General features: G+C 56.4%; 18 protein-coding genes and 2 pseudogenes. 14 read left to right on the top strand and 6 right to left on the bottom strand.

The window, feature by feature from the left end:
- Window positions 1-61 precede the first annotated feature (61 nt).
- Entirely contained in the window at window positions 62-331 is a 270-nt protein-coding gene (gene rpsO, locus ACRZ91_RS20625; RefSeq protein ID WP_008757925.1) for a 30S ribosomal protein S15, read from the top strand.
- A 1061-nt stretch (window positions 332-1392) separates the two neighbouring features.
- Here rpsO and ACRZ91_RS20620 read toward each other — a convergent pair.
- Window positions 1393-2961, bottom strand: coding sequence for an arylsulfatase (locus ACRZ91_RS20620; RefSeq protein WP_480908263.1), 1569 nt, complete (start codon window positions 2959-2961; stop codon window positions 1393-1395).
- A 149-nt stretch (window positions 2962-3110) separates the two neighbouring features.
- On the opposite strand from ACRZ91_RS20620, the gene ACRZ91_RS20615 reads away from it, so the two are divergent.
- From ACRZ91_RS20615 to pnp, 5 genes are all read left to right on the top strand, one after another.
- Window positions 3111-4025, top strand: a complete 915-nt coding sequence (locus ACRZ91_RS20615) for a LysR family transcriptional regulator (protein ID WP_480908261.1) — start codon at window positions 3111-3113, stop codon at window positions 4023-4025.
- 55 nt (window positions 4026-4080) lie between these two features.
- Complete coding sequence (locus ACRZ91_RS20610; protein WP_010438614.1) at window positions 4081-4434, top strand: ArsR/SmtB family transcription factor; 354 nt, start codon at window positions 4081-4083, stop codon at window positions 4432-4434.
- A complete protein-coding gene (locus ACRZ91_RS20605; RefSeq protein WP_480908258.1) occupies window positions 4415-4837 on the top strand; it encodes an SRPBCC family protein in 423 nt (140 codons plus the stop codon). Before ACRZ91_RS20610 ends, ACRZ91_RS20605 begins: the two co-directional genes overlap by 20 nt.
- Window positions 4834-5202, top strand: a complete 369-nt coding sequence (locus ACRZ91_RS20600) for a DUF1761 family protein (RefSeq protein WP_480908256.1) — start codon at window positions 4834-4836, stop codon at window positions 5200-5202. The genes ACRZ91_RS20605 and ACRZ91_RS20600 overlap by 4 nt, the downstream gene beginning before the upstream one ends.
- Window positions 5203-5426: 224 nt before the next feature.
- The gene (gene pnp / locus ACRZ91_RS20595) at window positions 5427-7577 is read left to right on the top strand and encodes a polyribonucleotide nucleotidyltransferase (protein WP_480908254.1); all 2151 of its coding nucleotides are present in this window, start codon (window positions 5427-5429) and stop codon (window positions 7575-7577) included.
- A 101-nt stretch (window positions 7578-7678) separates the two neighbouring features.
- On the opposite strand, the pseudogene ACRZ91_RS20590 reads toward pnp, so the two are convergent.
- Window positions 7679-8976, bottom strand: a pseudogene (locus ACRZ91_RS20590) (pyridoxal phosphate-dependent decarboxylase family protein).
- Between the two features lie 443 nt (window positions 8977-9419).
- Here ACRZ91_RS20590 and ACRZ91_RS20585 point away from each other — a divergent pair.
- Window positions 9420-10415: a Hint domain-containing protein gene (locus tag ACRZ91_RS20585; RefSeq protein ID WP_480908252.1), complete on the top strand. Its 996-nt coding sequence runs from the start codon at window positions 9420-9422 to the stop codon at window positions 10413-10415.
- 39 nt (window positions 10416-10454) lie between these two features.
- Here ACRZ91_RS20585 and ACRZ91_RS20580 read toward each other — a convergent pair whose 3' ends face one another.
- Window positions 10455-11105 carry a peroxiredoxin gene (locus tag ACRZ91_RS20580; protein ID WP_058274981.1) on the bottom strand — a complete coding sequence of 217 codons (651 nt, stop codon included), beginning with the start codon at window positions 11103-11105 and terminating at the stop codon, window positions 10455-10457.
- Window positions 11106-11323: 218 nt separating this feature from the next.
- Between ACRZ91_RS20580 and ACRZ91_RS20575 the strand changes: the two genes are divergently transcribed.
- From ACRZ91_RS20575 to ACRZ91_RS20565, 3 genes are all read left to right on the top strand, one after another.
- Complete coding sequence (locus ACRZ91_RS20575) at window positions 11324-12763, top strand: aldehyde dehydrogenase family protein (RefSeq protein WP_480908250.1); 1440 nt, start codon at window positions 11324-11326, stop codon at window positions 12761-12763.
- A 131-nt stretch (window positions 12764-12894) separates the two neighbouring features.
- Window positions 12895-13437 carry an RNA polymerase sigma factor SigZ gene (gene sigZ, locus ACRZ91_RS20570; RefSeq protein WP_480908248.1) on the top strand — a complete coding sequence of 181 codons (543 nt, stop codon included), beginning with the start codon at window positions 12895-12897 and terminating at the stop codon, window positions 13435-13437.
- A gap of 64 nt (window positions 13438-13501) precedes the next feature.
- Window positions 13502-14212, top strand: a complete 711-nt coding sequence (locus ACRZ91_RS20565; protein WP_480908246.1) for a glutathione S-transferase family protein — start codon at window positions 13502-13504, stop codon at window positions 14210-14212.
- 45 nt (window positions 14213-14257) lie between these two features.
- On the opposite strand, the gene ACRZ91_RS20560 is transcribed toward ACRZ91_RS20565, so the two are convergent.
- Both ACRZ91_RS20560 and ACRZ91_RS20555 read right to left on the bottom strand, forming a co-directional pair.
- Window positions 14258-14692 carry a glyoxalase superfamily protein gene (locus tag ACRZ91_RS20560; protein WP_170541835.1) on the bottom strand — a complete coding sequence of 145 codons (435 nt, stop codon included), beginning with the start codon at window positions 14690-14692 and terminating at the stop codon, window positions 14258-14260.
- A 176-nt stretch (window positions 14693-14868) separates the two neighbouring features.
- Window positions 14869-15720 (bottom strand): methylated-DNA--[protein]-cysteine S-methyltransferase, encoded by an 852-nt coding sequence (locus ACRZ91_RS20555; RefSeq protein WP_480908244.1) that lies wholly within the window; start codon window positions 15718-15720, stop codon window positions 14869-14871.
- A 132-nt stretch (window positions 15721-15852) separates the two neighbouring features.
- Here ACRZ91_RS20555 and ACRZ91_RS20550 point away from each other — a divergent pair, with 132 nt between their 5' ends.
- From ACRZ91_RS20550 to ACRZ91_RS20535, 4 genes are all read left to right on the top strand, one after another.
- Entirely contained in the window at window positions 15853-16290 is a 438-nt protein-coding gene (locus tag ACRZ91_RS20550) for a MarR family transcriptional regulator (RefSeq protein ID WP_170542663.1), read from the top strand.
- 1 nt (window position 16291) lies between these two features.
- On the top strand, window positions 16292-16933 hold the full coding sequence (locus ACRZ91_RS20545; RefSeq protein ID WP_480908242.1) for a cysteine hydrolase family protein: 642 nt from the start codon (window positions 16292-16294) through the stop codon (window positions 16931-16933).
- A 96-nt stretch (window positions 16934-17029) separates the two neighbouring features.
- Complete coding sequence (nth, locus tag ACRZ91_RS20540; RefSeq protein WP_010438589.1) at window positions 17030-17674, top strand: endonuclease III; 645 nt, start codon at window positions 17030-17032, stop codon at window positions 17672-17674.
- Entirely contained in the window at window positions 17671-18660 is a 990-nt protein-coding gene (locus ACRZ91_RS20535; protein WP_480908240.1) for an adenosine kinase, read from the top strand. Before nth ends, ACRZ91_RS20535 begins: the two co-directional genes overlap by 4 nt.
- Window positions 18661-18669: 9 nt before the next feature.
- Here the strand turns inward: ACRZ91_RS20535 and ACRZ91_RS20530 are convergent.
- Window positions 18670-18792: pseudogene (locus ACRZ91_RS20530) on the bottom strand (IS30 family transposase); the annotation flags it as partial.

The raw sequence follows: 18792 nt of genomic DNA, 5'->3' as shown, positions 1-18792 counted from the left end.
GGCCTGTGCTGGACGACATCCCGGCCTGCGCCATCAACTCTAACCTTTGAAGGAGACCCCGATGTCGATTACTGCCGCTGAAAAAGCACGCGTTATGAAAGAATTCGCAACTAAGGACGGCGACACCGGTTCGCCAGAAGTCCAGGTTGCCATCCTGACCTCGCGCATCACCACCCTGACCGAGCACTTCAAGACCCACAAGAAAGACAACCACGGTCGTCGCGGTCTGCTGAAAATGGTCGCCCAGCGCCGTAAGCTGCTGGACTACCTGAAGGGCAAAGAAGAAGCGCGCTATCAGGACCTGATCAAAAAGCTGGGCATCCGCCGCTAATCACGCTTTGTTCGTGCGTTGCGGGCACTGAACGCCCCTTTTTTGTACATCTAGTACGCCCGCCAATAGGCGGGCGTATTTGTATTGTGTAACACTGAATCAGCTATGGCATCGTGCATGAAGCATGGCCGAGAACTACAGGCCAACCCACGTTCAGGAGTGGCATTAAATTGTGCAGCTACACTTTGAACAAATTTTTTTGCTCCATGTGAACCACTTCACTGACCAGACCAAAAGAATGCGCCATGCTGACATTGTTAGTGAGTAGGCGCTTCTTTTGTTTCGGGCGTCAGGTTTTCATAGTCCTCCCTATATTTACTGGGCGCGCCTTTGACAGGCGCGCCCTTTTGTTACCTTGATCACCCGGAATGCGAGCGATTCTCAGCCGATTTGCATAAAATCCAGGAAGAAGTTCGTGCTCCGGAAGACGAGAAGACCCTTAATCAATCAAGGGTCTAATTGTGACGTGGCGTCGTGACCGTATGGCGATAGCTCCGAAGGTTGACGTAAGCGTAAGTAATACAGCTATATTTTTACCACTTGATCAAAAATGATGCGAAACGTGGAATCCTTCCCCCTTTCTCAAAGTCAAATTTTTCATACATGCGCCGTGTCGCTGCGGGTTACCACTCACGGCATATGATCTTTGAGCTTCTCCCTCTAGGCTCAGATCTGACCCGCAGCGACAAGCATCTGGGTGAATTAAGTTGTTGGGAGGTGAACGATGCCATTGAAAGCTGTTCTGGACAGAATGTTTTCGATTAAAACAATTCGAACGGCTGATGTTGTTAAATCATCGGTGGTGCCTTCCAGCCCAGGCGGAACGCGAAAACCAATATCGAGGGTCGAAACTGCCGCTGTTCTCCGAGGAATTCTCAGAGAGGAACAGCTGAATCCGGCGAACCCGCGCGCGCACGAAGACCCGATACAATAGTGATCCAATGTCGTTGCATCCAGCCCCGGCGATCAGGTTTCCAGTGCCAAATATCGAAGCACTGCGCACTATTGAAAACGCCCGCAACTCGGCGGGCGTTTAATGGGGGTCAGGGGAACTCGGGCTGCTATTGCGACATGCCACCTTCGCTGCTGACCTGTTCCTGAACGTGGGTCTCATTGCCCACGGTCGCACCACGTGGCGGGAAATCCGCAAAGGTCGCCAGATGCGCCTGAACAAGACGAGCGGCGGGGCCAAAGGCCCACATCTTGTTGCCCATCCAGCGCGTATACATGCCGGATTCCTCGGCCGCTTTCTCGTAGGGATCGCGGCGCAGGTTGAACAGCAATGGCGCGTTTAGTTCCTCTTTAGGACCGGCCCAGCCCTTTTCCTGAATGGTGAAATGCGCCTTCCAGTCGTTGTAGCGGATCGCCTGCAGGTCAGTGCCTTCGTAATAGACAATCTCTTTGCGGTTACTGGGTGTGTCGCCGGTCAGATATGAAAGCTGATTGTACCCGTCCAGATGCACCTGATAGCCTTCGAACCCTTCAAGCAGATCGGCAGGAAAGTTCTGCGATCCGCCTGCTGCCGCGACCAGAGTGGGCATCCAATCCATACCATCGAAGATACCGTTCAGCACCTGACCTTCAGCGATTCTGCCAGGCCAACGGATGATCGCGGGAACGCGGAATCCTCCCTCCCACGTGGTGCCTTTTTCGCCGTGGAATGGCGTGGTGCCGCCATCGGGCCATGTCATCGTTTCCGGGCCATTGTCCGAGGTGAAGATAACGATGGTGTTGTCGGCGATACCGAGCTCTTCCAGATGCGCGGTCACCTTGCCGACATTGTCGTCAAGCTCTTTCATGACCACATCCTGCAAGCCGAGCCCATCCCCCAACATGGCGTCGTATTCGGGGCTGAGATGGGTCCAGACATGCGCCCGGGCCGGGGCCATCCAGACAAAGAACGGGATTTCGCTGTCAACTGCGCGGTTGATGAAATCGATCGTGTGGGCCGTGACCTCATCATCCAGTGTTTTCTGACGTTCGGGCGGCGCGGGGCCATCATCAATGATGCGCTGTTTGCCCACCGGCCCCCAGCGCGGGTCGACGGTTTCGTCAACAGTATCGGTGGCAAACGAATGGATAATGTTGCGTGGGCCGAACTGAGCGGCAAATTCCGGATCATCGGGCCAATCCGGGTCATTGGCGTATTCCATCGCATTGAGGTGGTAGAGCCAGCCCCAATATTCGTCAAAACCCTTGGCCGTGGGCAGGAATTTGTTCAGATCGCCCAGATGGTTCTTGCCGAACTGCCCGGTTGTATAGCCCATGGATTTGAGGATGTTTGCGAGCGTCGGGTCTTCGTCGCTCAACCCCACCGGATCGCCTGGAAGGCCGACGGTGTGCATGCCTGTACGCACCGGGAACTGACCGGTGATAAAGGCTGAACGCCCTGCGGTGCAGCTGGGTTGCGCATAATAGTCCGTCAACCGAGCACCTTCGGCAGCGAGTTGATCCAGATTCGGGGTCTGGATGCTTTTGACACCTTGATGATAGCTGCCAAGGCTGGCCCAGCCGACATCATCAGCCATTATCACCAGAATATTGGGCTTTTCGGTCTGTGCGACGGCCACCGTGGCAACCGCCCACAACCCCGCCGCGAGGCTGGCTGTTATTGATTTTATTCCAAACATTCCGCTCGTCTCCTGCATTCAATCGGATTGGCCACGTGGGCCGATATGCGGCATGTCCTAGCGGGAGGATCATTCTCACCGCAAACACAGCTTTACTTTTTTGCAGGATCTGAAACTTAGGGATCAGAATCTGTAACTTGAGGGCTATCGTGTTAACCGAAAAGACTCTTTCCGCCTTTCTGCACCTTGCCGAGACGGGCAACTTTCAGGAAGCGGCCAAACGCCTTGGTGTCTCGAACGCGTCGCTGTCGCGTTATGTTTCGATGGCCGAGGAACAAGTCGGCTTTCCGCTGTTTCACCGCAAACGCGGCAACAGCGGGCTGACGCGTGAGGGGCAAACGTTCCTGCCCGTGGCCAAAACTCTGCAGGCGGATTTGAATCGCTGCGCTGATCAGGTGGAGCGTATCCGTCTGGATACCGGTCAAACCGTGCGGATCGGTTGTGGCCCTCTAACGCCGCGAACGCTGGTGCGGCCCGCGATTCAGGCCGCCTTGCAGCAATCCCCGGCATTCCGTTTCAGCGTGGATGTCAGCGCGCGACAGGCACCTATCGAGATGCTTGAGAGCGATGAAATCGACATCTATCTGGGAGATCTGACGTATACGCCCGAGACCGAGAATATCAAGCTGATGATGTTCGAAAAACGTGCGGTGGCGTTTGCTGCACATGTTTCACATCCACTGCACGGCACCTCGCCTGTAACCTTGAACGCGCTTTTCTCATATCCTTTCGCCTCGCCGCATCTGCACAAGCATTGGCGTGCGGCGATCACGCGGGCATTGGGCGGCACCGACGAAGCGGCCGAAAAGGTCAGAGCGTTGCCTCAGGTGGAAAGTGATGATTATGCCTTTCTAACGTCGCTGCTGACGGGCCCAGAGTTTGTTGTCGGCGGGATGCCTGAAACCTTCGCCGAACTGGTCGCGGACGGATCGGTCAAGCTGATCGAGACCACGCCACCGATTACCTGGAACATATGCGCTGCACGAAAAGCAGGGCCGGGTCAGCCGGCTACCGAAGCCCTGTGGAAACAGCTGGAGGAACTGGCTTGTCAAAACCATGGGTAACGCCTTATTCACCCAAATGGTTGACTGAAGCATGAAAGGGGTGTAATTCATCCAAATGGTTGAACGAGAGAGTCGCTATGACCTGGGCGCAATATTGAAGGCCGCGTCCGACCCGACACGCCGAGCGATCCTGACTATGCTTGCGCAACAGGGTCCCTTGCGGGTGACGGATATCGCGCGACGCTTCGAGATGAGCCTCAACTCGGTATCAAAGCACATCAAGGTGCTGGAAAATGCCGGGTTGGTGCAGCGTCGGACAGAATGGCGCGAACATCTGATCGAGGTTCAGATGGATCCCTTGTCAGCCGTGGATGAATGGTTTGCCGGGCTGCGTTCAATTTGGGCGCTTCGGCTGGACGCCTTGGAAACTGCTTTGGAGGACCCAGAAGATGACGGAACTGTCCCTTGAAATAACGCGCGCCATCCCGCACCCGCCTGAAAAGGTATTCGACGCGTGGTTGAACCCGGAAATGCTGGCTAAATTCATGCTGCCCGGCCCCAACATGACCGTGCCCGAGGCGCAATCCGACGCCCAGGTCGGTGGCCGGTTCAAGATCATCATGCGCGCGCCCGAGGCCGGGGACCTGCCGCATGAGGGCGAATACAAGGTCATCGACCGGCCCAACCGGCTGCAATTCACCTGGAACTCTCCCTACAGCCAGGACGATTCCACGGTGACGCTGGATTTCACGCCCACTGAAAAAGGCACCGAACTGCGCCTGCACCACATCCGCTTTCCATCGCAGGAAAGCCGCGACAATCACGAAGGCGGCTGGACCCGGATCCTCGAGGCGCTGGAGGGTGCGCTGTGATCAACTGGCTCGCCCTTGGCGCGGGCGTAATCGCCGCCTTTCTGTTGGGGTGGCTGGTCTACGGCCCCGTCGGTTTCCAGAAGCGCTGGGCCGAAGGCACGCGGATCGATCCCACCCCACCCGCGTCTCCACCTCTGCCGCAAATGGCAGCCCAGATCGTGTTTTTGATCCTGCTGGCCTCAGTGATCGCCGTAACAGAGACGACCAACAGCCTTGGGGTTGCGGTACTGGCCATACTAGCAGTCGCGGCGCAGGCAGCTTCGGTCGGAGCGTGGGCCCAGAAAAGCGGCTTCGCCATCGCGGTCGATACCGGCTATGCGTTAGGATGCGGCGTGGTGATGATCCTGGCGCACGCGATCCTTTGAAATATCAACCCCTGCCCGGACCGGGCGGGGGTTAGGCAAACCCCTGCCCCTCAAAAACTCCCGACTTTCCAAAGCTTGCAAACTGATGTATGGGCCAGTCATCTGAGACGTTGTGCCCTGACCCCGGCACTCGAATGGAAGATAAAGTGGGGTCGGCGGCAATGGGGCCGCCATGCAAACCGGAGACCCGCAGGGGCGGGAGTGCTCCGTTCTAGGATACGCATATGTTTGATGTAACAAAGAAATCGATTCAGTGGGGCGAGGAAACGCTGACACTGGAAACCGGCAAGGTTGCCCGTCAGGCGGACGGCAGCGTGATTGCCACGCTGGGTGAAACCAGCGTCATGGCAAACGTGACCTTTGCCCGTGCTCAAAAGCCCGGTCAGGATTTTTTCCCGCTGACCGTGCACTATCAGGAAAAATACTATGCCGCCGGTAAGGTTCCGGGTGGCTTCTTCAAGCGCGAGGCGCGCCCGACCGAGAAAGAGACGCTGACTGCGCGTCTGATCGACCGCCCGATCCGTCCGCTGTTCGTCGACGGCTTCAAAAACGAAGTTCTGGTGATGTGCACCGTGCTGTCCCACGATCTGGTCAACGATCCCGACATCGTTGCGATGATCGCGGCATCCGCAGCCCTGACAATTTCCGGTGCGCCGTTCATGGGCCCGATCGCCGGTGCCCGCGTTGGCTTCGAGGATGGCGAATACGTTCTGAACCCGACCGTCGATGACATGCAGGACCTGCGCCTGAACCCAGAACAGCGTCTGGATCTGGTTGTTGCCGGGACCAAAGACGCCGTGATGATGGTGGAATCAGAAGCGTACGAACTGTCCGAGGCAGAGATGCTGGGCGCGGTGAACTTTGCGCACGCGCAAATCCAGCCGGTGATCGACCTGATCATTTCGCTGGCTGAAGAAGCCGCGAAAGAGCCGTTCGAGTTCGAAGCACCTGATTACTCGGACCTGTACGCTGCTGTTGCAGCCGCCGGTGAAGAGCAGATGCGCGCCGCCTTCGCGATCACCGACAAGCAAGAGCGCACCGCCGCTGTTGCTGCTGCCCGTGAGGCGATCAAGGAAGCGCTGACAGAGGAACAGTTGGAAGACGGCAACCTCGGTTCCGCGATGAAAAAGCTGGAAGCCGGCATTCTGCGCGGCGACGTCGTCAAGGGCGGCAAGCGGATCGATGGTCGTTCGACCACCGATATCCGTTCGATCGTTGCAGAAACCTCGATGCTGCCGCGGACCCACGGTTCCGCCCTGTTCACCCGTGGCGAGACACAGGCACTGGCCGTGACCACGCTGGGCACCGGTGACGATGAGCAGTTCATCGACGCGCTGCATGGCAACTTCAAATCGAACTTCCTGTTGCACTATAACTTCCCGCCCTACTCGGTTGGTGAAGTTGGCCGCGTGGGTGGCCCGGGCCGTCGTGAGATTGGCCACGGCAAGCTGGCATGGCGCGCCCTGCAGGCGGTTCTGCCTGCGGCGACCGACTTCCCCTACACGATCCGCATCGTGTCGGAGATCACTGAATCCAATGGCTCGTCCTCGATGGCGTCGGTCTGCGGCGGTTCGCTGTCGATGATGGATGCGGGTGTTCCGCTGAAAGCACCGGTTGCCGGTGTGGCCATGGGTCTGATCCTGGAAGATGACGGCGAATACGCCATCCTGTCGGACATTCTGGGTGACGAAGACCACCTGGGCGACATGGACTTCAAGGTTGCGGGTACCGAAAACGGCATCACCTCGCTGCAGATGGACATCAAGGTTGCGGGCATCACGCCCGAGATCATGGAGAAAGCCCTGGCGCAAGCCAAGGACGGCCGGATGCACATTCTGGGTGAGATGGGCAAAGCCCTATCTGAGACCAACGAATTCTCGGTCCACGCCCCGCGCATCGAGACCATGAACATCCCGACCGACAAGATCCGCGAAGTGATCGGTTCGGGTGGTAAGGTCATCCGCGAGATCGTCGAGGTTTCGGGTGCCAAGGTCGACATCAACGACGACGGCGTCATCAAGATCGCGTCGCCCGATGGTGAATCGATCAAGAAGGCCTATGAGATGATCCATTCGATCGTTGCTGAGCCGGAAGAAGGTCAGATCTACACCGGTAAAGTGGTCAAGATCGTCGACTTCGGTGCCTTCGTGAACTTCTTTGGCAAGCGCGACGGTCTGGTACACGTGTCCCAGATCGAAAACCGCCGCCTGAACCATCCTTCGGACGTTCTGAAGGAAGGTCAGGAAGTGAAGGTTAAGCTGCTTGGCTTTGATGATCGCGGCAAAGTGCGCCTGTCGATGAAAGTGGTCGATCAGGAAACCGGCGAAGAGATCGTGCCCGAGAAGAAAGAAAAGAAAGAGGAAAGCGCAGAGTAATCTGCCTTTACTGTCTGGATGCGAGAGACCCCGGTTCAGGCCGGGGTCTTTTTTGTCTTTATGGTCCGCATAAACCGAAGCAAGTGCTGCCCGCTTCGGACCTATGTGTTGGCGCGGAGCTCTCTTTCCAAATCCGCTCCGAATTGCAGAACAGTGTCGATAAATAGCTCCAGATCTTGACGCTGCGTGCGGTGATTGTTGATCGCCACGCGCAAGCAATGCTTCCCGTCCAGAGTGGTATCAGAGGGAACCGCGATGCCGGATTCCTGAACCCGTAACATGATTTCTGTGTTGATTTCCCTAAGCCGATTTTCATCCGCGATCCCATTGGTATAGCGAAAGCACACGATGTTCAGATCCACGGGCGCGACGAGTTCAAGCCGCTGGTCGGCACTCACCAATTGCTGCAGATATCGCGCCTGTTCGATGTTCTGATCGATCAGACGGTCAAACTTTTCGATCCCGTTCTCTTTCAGTGACATCCAGATCTTCGTGCTTTGAACCCACGGCTAAGCTCAAAACTATAGTCGGCCAAAAACTTGCCAGCGATCAGCCCGCGTTCCTGAATTTGCAGATAGTCGCCGTGCATCTCAAACGTATCGAAATGGCGCTTTGCGTCCCGGACCAGTACGCAGCCAGCTTCGAAAGGGGTGTGCAGCCATTTATGCGGGTCCAAGGCGATGGAGTCGGCCAACTCTATTCCATCAACCAAATGTTTGTTGGCGGGCGCCAGGCGCAGGAACGCTCCAATACAGCCGTCAACATGGAACCACATCCCTTCGCGACGACAGATTTCCGCAACTGCAGTGAGATCATCCATTGCACCGGTATTCGTCGTCCCTGCCGTCGCGATCACGCAGGCCGGTTTGATGCCATTGGCCCGGTCTGCTGCGATGGCGTTTTCCAACGCAGGGATGCGCATTCGATTGTGGTCATCGCTTGCAACCTCTGTCAGCGACTTTGCGCCATGGCCCATCGTCTCGAGTGCTTTCTGATGGCAGCTATGTACTTGGTCTGAAGAGTAAAACCTTAGGGGTTGCGGCATGCCCAATATGCCTTCGGCGCGAACGTCAACGCCCGCAAGTGCGTTTCGCGCCACATTCAGAGCCACCATATTGGCCATCGAGCCACCGCTGGTCAGAGTTCCACTAGCGTCCTCGGGAAAGCCCATCAATTCCTTGAACCAGTCAACCACCTGATTGTCGATCATCGCCGCAGCCGTGTTGCCGCCACCAAGGTTCGAACCGTCAACCGCGGCAATAAAATCGCCCAGTGCACCGGTGAAATTGGACGAACCCATATACCATCCCCAGAACCGTGGATGGATGTTGCCCATGGAATACGGGAACAGGTTTTCGCGCAGGTCGGCATAGACGGCATCAAGCGGCTGCGGCGTCATGGGTGCAGCGGATTTGAAGAAGTTTCGAACCGTATCCGGCATTTCCTGCCAGACATGCCGATCACGGACCTCTGACAAATGCCCGATCGCATCGTCATCCATCTGATGTGCAAGATTGCGCGATAGGGTCCAGTCTTCCGGATCCAGAGATTCTTCAAAATTGCCCATGTCAAAACCCCCAAGTGTTCAAAAGCCGCAAGTGTGGGGTGCACATGATACTTAGTCAATCTGCCTTGGATTCTGATCCTGATTTGGCCGGTCAATAAAGCTGTGAGACCCTATGCGCGCTTCATTAGAAAGGGGACACCCACGGGGCCTCGGGTTCCGCTCACACCGTCCTTAGCCGCACTCAGGTGCTGGTTCGGTAAACCAATTCTTAACACTTATAAGTTGAGTTAGCTCAAAGTTAAGGAATATAACGATATCCGGGAAATCGCTCCGCTTTGGCCTCGATCACCATCTATGAAATCAGCGGCGACCCGTTTGGCAATCCAAGCGTGACCATCACCGAAGGGTATCAGGTCGAAATCACCGATGATGACGGCCTTCTTGAGGATCCGGATGGAAACGGCGGCCAGCAGTTTAACACCAGTACGCTTCCTAACCTGGACAACTCGGGCAACCTCCAGATTTTCGAAGGTTACACGGCCACTGTAAGCGGGGCGCCAGTTACCTATACGCTGATTAATTTTTCAGGGACGCAATACATCGTCGTGACCTCTGGCGATGTTGAAGTCGGGGATGTTCTGACAGGCAACACGCTGGCGCAGAACCCAGCGCCGCCTGTGGCCTATGACAGCCTGCCTAGCTTTGTCTGCTTCACATCGGGGTCCTACATCCTAACTCCGACCGGTCGCCGTTTTATTGAAGAGATCAAAGTCGGGGATCAGGTGATCGTCGCGGATGGCACCAGCCGGGCCGTGCGCTGGGTGGGCAGGCGGTGGCTGAGCGAGGCGGATCTGCATCAGACCCCAAAGCATTGTCCGATCCGGATCAGCGCAGGCAGTCTTGGACCGCAAACGCCGTCACGAGATCTGCTGCTGTCGCCGCAGCATCGGGTGGTCGTTTCGTCACCGGCAATGGAACTTCATCATAGTCACTCGATGATGCTGGCGACTGCTAAATCTCTGGTCAACGGTAAGACCATCAATCAGCTGCCGCCGGAAGGAGGTGTCGAGTATATTCACATCCTGTTCGACCAGCATGAGTTGGTGAATGTTGAAGGGTTGTGGTCGGAATCATTTTATCCCGGCGACCATACACTCGACGTGATGAGTGTGGCGGTGAAGGAAGAACTGTTCGATCTGTTTCCCAAACTGCAGTCGGGTGCACGCGGCTATGGTGATACCGTGTTGCCGGTGCTGAGATCATTCGAAGTGCAGATTTTGCGCTCGGGTTTGTGCGCCCCTTCCGGGACCACACCAGCATTTTTGCATTGAAAGAAGCAGGGGGCTTTTGCCCCCTGCCCGTCTATCCGTTTAGGACGGTGCTTTGGTCTTGCGCAGGTAAGGGAAGATCGTCTCGAACTCGCCGAACTTTTCTTTCGCCTCATCATTCGATACCGCAGGCGGTATGATCACATCCTCACCCGGCACCCAGTTGGCGGGAGTTGCCACGCCCTTGGCGCTCATTTGCAGCCCGTCCAGTGCGCGCAGGATCTCGGCAAAGTTCCGACCCACGGTCATTGGGTAGGTCATCGACAGTTTCAGTTGCTTGTCCGGGCCGATGATAAAGACCGAACGTACGGTGGCACTGTCGGCAGGCGTACGACCGTCGGGCAGATACGCTTCTGCCGGCAGCATGTCGAAGGCTTTGGACACGGCCAGCCCATCATCAGCAATGATCGGGAAGCCGGGGTTGGCGTTGCCATATGCTTCAATGTCTTTCTTCCACTTCTTGTGGTCTTCGACACCATCGACCGACACACCCATCACCTTGGTGTTCCGCGCCGCCCATTCATCGTTCAGCTGCGCAACGGCCGAAAACTCGGTCGTGCAGACGGGGGTGAAATCCTTGGGATGCGAGAACAGGATTGCCCAGCTGTCGCCGATCCAGTCATGGAATTGGACGGTACCTTGATCCGTTTCTGCTGTGAAATTCGGGACGGTGTCGTTGATACGCAAACCCATTGGAAAACTCCTCTACTGTAGAAAATCGTGAGTCGGTTGCTGCCAATCTAATCACTTACCGCAAAGGTTAAACCATTCATGTTGCCCTGTCAGGAAATTCGGTAGATACATAATTTGATCAAATTATGATTCTTACTTGCCTTGCACCAAGTCAGGTGACAGAGTGCACATGAAAACCGACCGGACGGTCGATTTATTTTTGCTCCGGAGGATGAGCCATGATCGAAAAGCGCGAGTTCTATATCGACGGCAAATGGGTTGCCCCATCAGAACCGAATGATTTCAAAGTCATCGACCCCTCGACCGAAGAGCCCTGCGCGGTGATCTCGCTGGGATCTGAGGCCGACACGAATGCGGCGGTCGCTGCGGCCAAAGCCGCCCTGCCCGGCTGGATGGCCACACCCGTCGAAGAGCGCATCGGCTTGGTGGAAAAGCTGATCGACATCTATGCTACGCGTTCGGAGGATCTGGCGCAGGCGATGTCCATGGAAATGGGTGCGCCAATTGACATGGCGCGTACCCAGCAATCCGGTGCGGGCATCTATCACCTGAAAAACTTTATCCGCGCCGCCAAGGCGTTCCAGTTCGAACGTCCGCTGGGTGATCACGCGCCGAATGACCGGATCATCTATGAGGCGGTAGGTGTCGCCGCCCTGATCACGCCCTGGAATTGGCCGATGAATCAGGTCACGCTCAAGGTGGGCGCCGCCGCGATTGCGGGCTGCACGATGGTGATAAAACCCTCGGAACAGAGCCCGCTGAACGCGATGATTTTTGCCGAGATGATGGATGAAGCTGGTTTCCCAGCAGGCGTCTTCAATCTGGTGAACGGCGATGGTGTCGGCGTCGGCTCGCAGCTATCGGGGCATCCGGATGTGGATATGGTCAGCTTCACCGGCTCGACCCGCGCAGGTACTGCGATTTCCAAAAACGCTGCCGATACCCTGAAAAAGGTGCATCTGGAACTGGGTGGCAAAGGCGCAAATGTGGTCTTTGCGGATGCCGATGAGAAAGCAGTCAAACGCGGCGTGCTGCACATGATGAACAACACCGGCCAAAGCTGCAACGCGCCCAGCCGGATGCTGGTGCAGCGTCCGGTCTATGACCAGGCGGTTGAGACCGCCGCCGAGGTGGCCAACAAGATTACCGTGGGCAGCGCCGCTGAAGAAGGTCGCCATATCGGGCCGGTGGTGAATGAGGTTCAGTGGACCAAGATTCAGGACCTGATCCAGAAGGGTATCGACGAAGGGGCGCGCCTGGTTGCTGGTGGCACCGGTCGGCCCGAGGGATTGAACAAGGGCTATTATGTGCGCCCCACAGTATTTGCTGATGCAAACAATCAGATGACTATCGCCCGCGAAGAAATCTTTGGCCCCGTCCTGACCATGATCCCGTTTGATACCGAGGATGAGGCCATCGAGATCGCCAATGACACGCCTTATGGGCTAACCAATTATGTGCAGACCCAAGATGGCGACCGCGCCAATCGAATGGCCCGCGTGTTGCGATCCGGCATGGTTGAGATGAATGGCCAGTCTCGCAGTGCAGGGTCACCGTTTGGGGGTATGAAGCAATCCGGGAACGGACGTGAAGGCGGCGTGTGGGGGTTGGAAGACTTCCTGGAAGTGAAGGCCGTAGGCGGCTGGGCTGCGGAGTAAGCGTCCATAACATTTGACTTTGGGGGAGTGCGCTTCTCAGGCGCGCTCCGCTTACATTTGGATACGCATCCCTGCGTCTCGGAACTGGCCAAACTTGAAAAAATCTTTCTTAGTGACCATACCTGCCAGTTATGCAAATAGAAGAAATCTGGCCAAACTACCGCGCACGTATCAAGGCGTTCCTGCATTCCAAGGTGGCAAACCCAGCGGATGTAGACGACCTTTTGCAGGAAATCTCGATCAAGGTTTTCACAGGGCTGCCGACGCTCGGCGACCCTTCCAAGTTGCAATCCTGGCTGTTCCAGACTGCTGACCGCACAATCATCGATTTCTACAGAAAAAACGCGCGGGCAAAAACCGTTGATCCTGAAGATCTTTGGTATTCCAGTGACGATCCGGGCATCCGTCAGGAGCTGGAAAATTGCGTCGAGCCATTTATCCGCGGCTTGCCCGCCGAGACGGCAAAGCTACTTATAGATATCGACATCTATGGCATGTCCCAAAAAGAATATGCCAAGGCTCACGGACTTTCTTATTCGACATTGAAATCCAGAGTTCAGAAGGGTCGCGACGACCTGCGTAAAGCATTTGACGATTGCTGTAACTGGACCATCGATACACGCGGAAATATCGCGGAATATCATTTAAAATCTGATAACTGCAAAAAATGTTGAGCCGATCTTCGTCTTTTTGATGCGGGCGCCGTCTTACAGGTGAACGTATCAAAAGGATAAAACGATGATCAAAATTATCAGCTTCAAAATCTGCCCGTTCGTGCAGCGTGTCACCGCGATGCTGGAAGCAAAAAACGTAGCCTATGACGTGGAATACATCAGCCTAAGCGACAAACCGGACTGGTTTTTGGAAATTTCACCGACGGGCCAAGTGCCTGTCCTGGTAACCGAGAACGGTACCGCGCTGTTCGAATCCGACGCGATCGTAGAATATATCGACGATGTCACCGCGCCATTGCAGGCAAACATTTCGCCCGAGCAACGCGCAGTTAATCGCGCTTGGAGCTATCAGGCGACGAAACACTATCTGGTCCAATGCAGTACGATGCAGAGCGCCGACAAGGCGACGCTGGATGATCGCATCCTCAAACTGGATGCGTCATTCGCCAGGATTGAGAAACAACTGGGCGAGGGCTCATTTTTTGCCGGCGAAGAACTCGGCAATGTTGATATCGCGTGGCTGCCGCTGCTGCATCGCGCCGCTATTGCCGAAAAACACAGCGGTTATGATATGCTTGCGGGTTATCCCAAGGTGAAGGCATGGCAGCAGGCTGTGCTGCAGACGGGAATTCCGGCGAAATCCGTACCCGCGGATTTCGATCAGAAGTTCTCGCATTTTTATTTGGCCGAACGCACATGGCTTGGGCGAGGCGCAAACCTGAATGAAGCACCCAGCGCGCCCGCAAAATCAACCGGGAGCGGGTGCTGCGGATAGAATAGAAATGCTCCTGCCCTGCAATCGCCGGGCAGGAGCTCGCTATCAAACCGGTCGAATAGTCAGTTGAGGCTCTCCATTCGACGTGTGCCGGGTGGATCGACCATCCCAGCCAATCTCGCCGGTGACACGCTGCCGATAAGCCGAAAAACTATCGAACTGTACCACATCTACAGGCGCGTCGAACTGCAGGGTCACCCGCCGATGTGATCCATCACCCAAGATTGTCAGGCCACGGATTTCCGCAGTAAAGGGCTGACCCAAATATCGGCCTTCAACCCGGTCACCAACGCGTAGTTGCATTCGATTACCGGCCATCGAATGCAATGTATTCCAGTCGCGGGCACCATGCTGATTCGCCAGCAGTTCCAAGGCCTCGCTATGCGATAGTTTTACCCCGCTATCCTGCAAACGTTTGCGCAGGCGCTTAGCCTGCTCTTTCAGCTCCGCAATCGGAGCGATGTATTGAGTATGTGTCATGATCTGCCTCGTTTCCTTGAACGGGCGCGAAATCTGGACGGGGCTCGCATTGCCATCCGCGCGCCAGGAAAGGGCAACAGATGCTATTCAACCGGGTTTCACCAAAGCCAAAGGCTGCGAACGGCAGGGGACCCGAACCTGCCGCGCCTTTTGGCAGCCTCGGATCGACCTGTCAATCAGGCGTCTGCCCGCGCCGCCTCAAAGGCCAGCATGGCGCGTTTGACCGGCAGTCCCCAGTGGTAACCACCCAGACCGCCCGATTTGCGCAAAGCACGGTGACACGGGATCAGCCAGCTGACCGGGTTCCGGCCCACCGCCGTGCCCACCGCACGCACCGCTTGTGGCGAGCCAACCCGCTGCGCGATTTCTGAATAGGTAGTGACCTGTCCAGATGGGATATGCATCAACGCCTCCCACACTTTGATCTGCAACGGCGAGCCAATCAGATAGAGCGGGGTCGGCTGTAAGCGGTCACTTTCGGCGCCAAAGGCACTAAGAACCCATGGGCGCAGGCGCATCGGGTCTTCGACGAACTCGGCCTGAGGCCAGCGCGACAGCATGTCTTCCATCGCCTCTTCTTCACCTGTTTCAGCGCCAAAGGCGATGCCGCAGATCCCCTTGTCGGTCCCCATGACCAGAGCCGGGCCAAATGGGCTTTCAAACCAACCCCAATAGATCGTCAGACCCGCGCCTTTACGCGCGTATTCGCCGGGGCTCATGGATTCCCATTTCAGGAACAGATCGTGTAACCGCCCGCTACCGGATAATCCGACGTTATGCGCGGTCTCCAGCGTGGTAAAACGTTCGCGCAGCAGTGCCTTGGCATGGCCCAAAGTCAGGTACTGCTGGTATCGCTTGGGTGACACCCCAGTCCAGCGCGAGAACAGGCGCTGGAAATGGGCTGGGCTCATATCCATTTGGCGGGCCAGCTCATCAAGGCTGAGATTCTCTCCACCCTGATCGATCAATTCGATCGCGCGCCGCATGACGTTGTAATGATATCCGCTTTCTGCTGTCTGGATGTTCATCGGTCACCTCATCAGTTACAGGAACAGTAACTTGCCCCCGGCGATCTTGCGACCCGGAACCTGCGCTTTATCTTGTCAACTGAGTTGACGAATCAATCTGTGTGCCCCTACTATTCAGGTATGGAACACAGGTTGGATCAGCTTTATCAGGCAGTGCAGGCCGCCCGGCCATTGCTTCGGAACATCACGGCAGCCGTTGAGCAGGGCAGCCAGCGCAAAGGCGTGACCGTCGGACAACGTGCCCTTCTGGAAGGTCTATCGCTATTTCCAGGCGCGACCGCCCCGGTGCTGTGCGCCAAGCTGCAGCTGAAACGGCAATATGTCTCGCGCATCTTAAAAGAGCTGATGAGCGAACAGCTGATCGAAAGCCAACCCAATTCCAGACGTGCAGGCACCCATTGCTACCGACTGAGCCCTTCGGGCGATGCGACGATCACGGCAATCAGAGCGGATGAGATGACAAAGCTGTCACGCTTTGCACAGGATTTTTCTGCGTCAGAGCTTGCCGCTTACCACAAGGTTCAACTTGCCCTGACCCGGTACTTTGCAGACCTCGCCAAGGATACCTGACATGTCCGTCCTTTGGATCATAGCAACCGGGATAGCGATCGCCGTTTTATATATACTCCTGGAAATCCGTAAGATTGGAACTCCGACCACCGGGCCCAAAATAAACCTTGCATCGCGGCCTGAAACGGCGCTGCTGGTGATCGATATGCAAACAGATTTTACCTCGATGTCCGCATGGGATGACGTGCAGATCGAGGGCGCCTTATCGGCGATCCGGTCGATGACGGATAGCGCCCATCAGTCTCGTAGGCCCGTGATCGTCATTCGGCATGAATTCGAAGGGAGGCTGGCGAACATGCTGAATGGTTGGTTCAATCAGGGGCGTGGCAATGCGGAATCAGACGGGATCGGATTGGATCCGCGTCTCGCGCTGAATCCGGATGCCGAGTTTGTAAAGTCTGTGGGTGACGCCTTTTCTTCGTCGGTTTTTGAGCAGTTCCTGGAAGAAAAACAGATCGGAACGCTGGTTCTGACAGGGTTGGACGGATGTCATTGCGTGAACAAGACCGCGCAGGGCGCGCTCAATCGAGGATACCGGGTTCAGATCGATCCGGCAGCCGTTCTGGTGGCTGACCCGAGCCGATGGCACGGGATCAGGAATCAACTTGCAACGGCGGGCGTAGATTTCCGACCGCAGACGTAAGGCACAGGGACAAATCGACCAAGACCCGCCCTTGAGCAAAACCAAAACGCACCTTTTCAATTGCGACCGCTTGTCTGGCAGGGCATTAAGGCTCGGATGGCCAAGCAACTTGGATACCACAAGATCCGCGAGATCTTTACGCGTTTTCACGACGCCGACCCTGAACCCAAGGGCGAGTTGGAGCATGTGAACGTCTATACGCTGGTCGTGGCCGTTGCGCTGTCGGCGCAGGCGACCGATGCGGGCGTCAACAAGGCCACCCGTGACTTGTTCAAGATCGCCGATACCCCGCAAAAGATGCTGGATCTGGGCGAGGAGGGTCTGATCGAACATATCAAGACCATCGGCCTGTTCCGTCAGAAAGCCAAGAATGTGATCAAGCTGAGCCGCATTCTGGTCGAGGACTATGGAGGCGAGGTGCCGAACTCCCGCGCCGCGCTGCAATCGCTGCCGGGTGTGGGGCGCAAGACCGCTAATGTCGTACTGAACATGTGGTGGCGGTATCCGGCGCAGGCAGTAGACACGCACATCTTCCGCGTTGGCAACCGCACCGGCATCTGTCCGGGCAAGAATGTGGACGCGGTTGAGCGCGCTATCGAAGATAACATCCCGACCGATTTCCAGTTGCATGCGCATCACTGGCTGATCCTGCATGGCCGCTATCACTGCAAGGCACGCAAACCGCAGTGCCCGACCTGTATCATCCGCGATCTCTGCGAATTTGAGGACAAGACTCTATGAAGACCTACCAACTGACGGGCATCGGAAACGCCGTTGTGGACGTGATTTCCCAGGCCGATGACAGTTTCCTTGAGCTGATGGGTATCGAAAAGGGCATCATGCAGCTGATCGAGCAGGAACGCGGCGAAGTGCTGTATGCCTCGATGGAAGGTCGGGTGCAGACACCGGGCGGTTCGGTTGCAAATACCATCGCCGGAGCGGGTGCATTGGGCCTGGATTCCGCTTTCATCGGACGCGTACATGATGACGCACTGGGCAGGTTCTATGCGGATGCGATGAACGAGGATGGGGTTGATTTCGTGAACCCGCCGGTGCCGGGTGGAGAGCTGCCAACCTCGCGGTCGATGATCTTTGTCTCCCCCGATGGCGAAAGGTCGATGAATACTTATCTGGGTATCTCGTCTGAACTGTCTTCCGAGGATGTCTCTGAAGGCGTCGCGGGCAATAGCCAAATCATGTTCCTCGAAGGCTATTTGTTCGACAAGGAAAAGGGCAAGGCGGCGTTTTTGGAGGCTGCGCGCAACTGCCACAAAGGCGGCGGTAAGGCAGGCATCGCCATTTCCGATCCGTTCTGTGTTGAACGACACCGGGTCGACTTCCTGCTGCTGATCGAAAACGAACTGGATTTTGTGATCGGCAACGAGGCCGAGATCAAATCGCTGTTCGAAACCGACGATCTGGAAGAAGCGCTGGCCAAAACGGCCGAGATTTGCCCTCTGGTCGTCTGCACCCGGTCGGGCGATGGGGTCACCGTTCTGAACGGCGATGCACGCATCGATGTGCCAGTTGAAAAGGTCGTCCCGGTGGACGCGACCGGTGCAGGTGATCAATTCGCCGCCGGCTTCCTGTTCGGCATGGCAACGGGCCGCGATTACGAGACCTGCGCACGCATTGGCAATGTCTGCGCCCGCGAGGTGATTAGCCATATCGGGCCAAGGCCGGAGGCGAATATGCTTGAGTTGCTGCGGGCGAAAGGGCTGCTTTGAGCGGTGCCCTCAACAGGTGGACGCAACACATTCTGTGAACTTCTCAGCTGGTGTTTGATATTGCAAGGTTTTGCGAGGCCGCTCATTGAGCTGTCTTGCGATGGCACTGAGTTTCGCTTGCGAGTGCACCGA

This window comes from Ruegeria sp. O11 (assembly GCF_056535285.1).
This window is presented reverse-complemented; position numbering and strand designations above follow the sequence as displayed.